This is a genomic window from Gemmiger formicilis (assembly GCF_016901605.1).
Taxonomy (GTDB): domain Bacteria; phylum Bacillota; class Clostridia; order Oscillospirales; family Ruminococcaceae; genus Gemmiger; species Gemmiger formicilis_B.
Map to the genome: position 1 here is coordinate 1 of NZ_JACJKP010000255.1, position 2,937 is coordinate 2,937.

The following is a 2,937-nucleotide window of genomic DNA, read 5'->3' on the forward strand; positions in this document are numbered from 1 at the left end:
CGCTGCCTACGCTGGCCGCCGTATCCACCGTGGGGGTGACAGCGGCGGTGTAGCGGCTCCAGCTGAGGAAGGCAGCCACGGCCACCACCGCCAGACCGCCCGCGTGCAGCAGCGCACTCACCAGCCCCTTGCGCAAACCGTTCTGCGACCGGGCCAGCCAGTCCAGCCCAATGAGAAATGCAGCGATCAATCCGTACGCAAAACAGATATCTTTGGTCAGGGTCAGCAACGCAAGGGGCAGCGCCGTCAGCCAAAAAGCCTTGGGCCGACGTTCGGTGCCGAAATACAGGCAAAGCGTTCCCCCAAAGAGCATGGCCATGGGCAGGTCCGCCATAGCGTTGACATACTGGGTAGCATAAGCCCCCGGGGTGGGGTCCCTGAAGAAATACGGCAGCAGCACACCGGCCGCAAAGACCAGTACTCCGCTATACCAGCGTTCCTGCGGCAGGGCCGCAGCAGCAGCCACGCAGGCAAGGGCCAGCGTATCCAGCGCTGCCAGGCAGGCCCATTCGGCCCACTGACCGAATGGCTGAAACAAAAAGGTCACCAGGCTGGTAGCCGGGTAGGTGAAACTGGCTTTCAGGTTCACCGGGTCGGCCACATAAAATGCCCCGCGCTCCACCACCATTTTGGGGGCCAGGCCCCAGGCAGTGAATTCATCCCACTGGGTAAACATGGGCTGCTGCACAAAAAACAGCATCCACAAAAAAACAGCACCGCCCAGGAACAGCGCCAGGCCGGGGGTGGTCACCGCCTGCCGGCAAGCTTGCGCAAACCCGGCCGGCCGCAGTTTGACCAGACCGACCACCCAAACGGCAGCCAACAGCAACACCGCCAGCGCCGCACCGATGCGCAGCGCACCAACGATGCCGAATCCATACAACAGCAAGCAAGCCCCTGCCAGCAAAGGCAGCGGCAGCAGTGCGGCATGCAGTTTTGCCCACCGGGAGAGCACCGCACAAGCGCCCGTCAGCAGGAGCAGCATGCACAATCCCCATACCAACTGCAGCATAGGCCGTCGCCCTCCTTTTTTCCGTTTTGTTGAAATTCTTATTTTAAATACACAGTGTATACAGGCCCGATAAAGTAATGCTGGAACAGCAGAACTGCTCCCAGCAGGGCATATCCGCCGCAAAGGGGCAGCGCCAGACTCTGTGCCCGGGCCGCCGTCAACCGCGGCACCAGTACCCGGCGGGCCAATGCCGCCACGCCCAAAACCAGCAACAGCCACAGCGGCAGGAAATACCGGGTCTGCAGGCCCACGATCCGGACCATACCCACCGGCGTATAGGTGATGTACATGGCCGTCATGGCGCCAATGCCGTACAGCACCGCAAAGACGCCCAGCCCGCCCAGACGGCGGCGGCCCAGGGTCTCGGTACGCGGCGTACAAAGCAGTGCCGCTGCCAGCAGCACCAGCGGGCCCGTCAGGCTGAGGAACGCAATGGGCATATCCTTCCAGCCAAACAGTCCCAGCTGCCCCAGGAAACCATCGTTCTCATAGAGTGTACCCAGCAGCACCGCCAGATAACGCAGCGGGTTGGACAAAATAAACGCCAGCTGTTCGCCGCCGTTTACGGCTGTGCCGCCCTGCCGGGCAATGGTGCCGTAATTGTGGCGCATAAGCACCCCGTACTGTTCCACAAACAGCGTAATGGCCAGGGAGCCGCCTGCACAAATGGCAGCCCATACCGGGCGGGAGGCTTTGGCCTTCCAGTCCCGCCGGGCAATGAGCAGCGGCAGCACCACCCACAACAGGTTCAGGTAGGGTTTGGTGCCGTTGGCAAAAATGCAGGCTGCCGCATAGAGCGCCGCGGTACGGGTGTCCCACTGGGGGCGGGTCAGCAGTGCCAGCATCAGATAATAGCAGGCCAGCAAGGTAGCGTCATAACTCAGGGAAGCCCCCATGTACAGCGACATGGGCAGCAGCATAACGCACAAAAAGGCCGGACGTGCCCGCCGGGCACAGCGAAGTCCCAGCCAGCAAAGCAGCGTATAGGCAGCCAGGTTGCCCAGCCGCCCGGCATACAGGCAGCCCAACGCCCCCAGGCCAAACAGCCGGGCCAGCGCCATGCCCAGCGCCCCGGGCAGGAACGGCAAAATCAAAAAGCTGATAGGCTCGGTGACCGGGTCGGCGCCGGTGGATTCCCCGTTCAGGTATTGCGTAAAACTGTCAGCCATACTTTGCACCGTGCCGTCCTTGCCGTACTGTTTCAGGGCGTAACCGGCGGTATCATAGGGCTGTTCCTCGTCGGTATCGGGGTCGACCCCCAGCCCGGCCGAAGTGTGGGCGTTGACCCACGCCCCCGGGAATGCCTGCATCAGCCGGGATACATCCTCGGGGTAACCGCGCTGGGCGTCGAAGTCGAACCGGCCCATGGAAATGGCATAGGTACGCAGATAATGTTCCGTTTCATCGGGGGTTTGCAGCGGCGGATTGGCAAACGCAAACAGGATGCCGCACAGCAAAATGCAGACAGCCCCCCGCGCCGCAAAATCTTTTACCCGGCGCAGCACCAGCACCGCCGCACCGGCGGCCATACCCAGCCCCATACAGAATAAGGTAGGCCACAAAGGCGGGATACCCCGTGCATCCAATCCATAAAAAACACGCCAGTAATAGCTGAACACAATGCCCAGCATGGCGCAAACGGCCAACACGAAAGCCCACCGCGCGGCTTTGGGCCATACGGTGGGTGCAAAGCGGCCGCCGTTCCTGGAAGGTAGCCCGCTCATATTACAGAATATACTGCCCGACCTTGTACTGGTCGAGGTTGCCGCGCAGGAACTCGATGGTTTCGGCCAGACCCTGCTCGAAGGTGTACTGCGGTGCCCAACCGGTCAGGTTGCGCAGTTTGGTGGCATCGCCCAGCAGGCGGTTGACCTCGCTCTTTTCAGGGCGCAGGCGTTCAGCTTCGCAGACGATGGTGGCATTGG

At 61.9% G+C, this 2,937-nt stretch carries 3 protein-coding genes; all 3 read right to left on the bottom strand.

Going from position 1 to position 2,937, the window contains the following annotated elements:
• On the bottom strand, positions 1 to 1,012 hold a 1,012-nt coding region (locus tag H6B10_RS13755; RefSeq protein ID WP_204652124.1), incomplete at its 3' end, for a hypothetical protein.
• Positions 1,013 to 1,050: 38 nt separating this feature from the next.
• A complete protein-coding gene (locus tag H6B10_RS13760; protein WP_204652125.1) occupies positions 1,051 to 2,661 on the bottom strand; it encodes a DUF2142 domain-containing protein in 1,611 nt (536 codons plus the stop codon).
• Positions 2,662 to 2,737: 76 nt separating this feature from the next.
• Positions 2,738 to 2,937: GDP-mannose 4,6-dehydratase (locus H6B10_RS13765; protein WP_204652126.1), on the bottom strand; the 200-nt coding region annotated here is incomplete at its 5' end.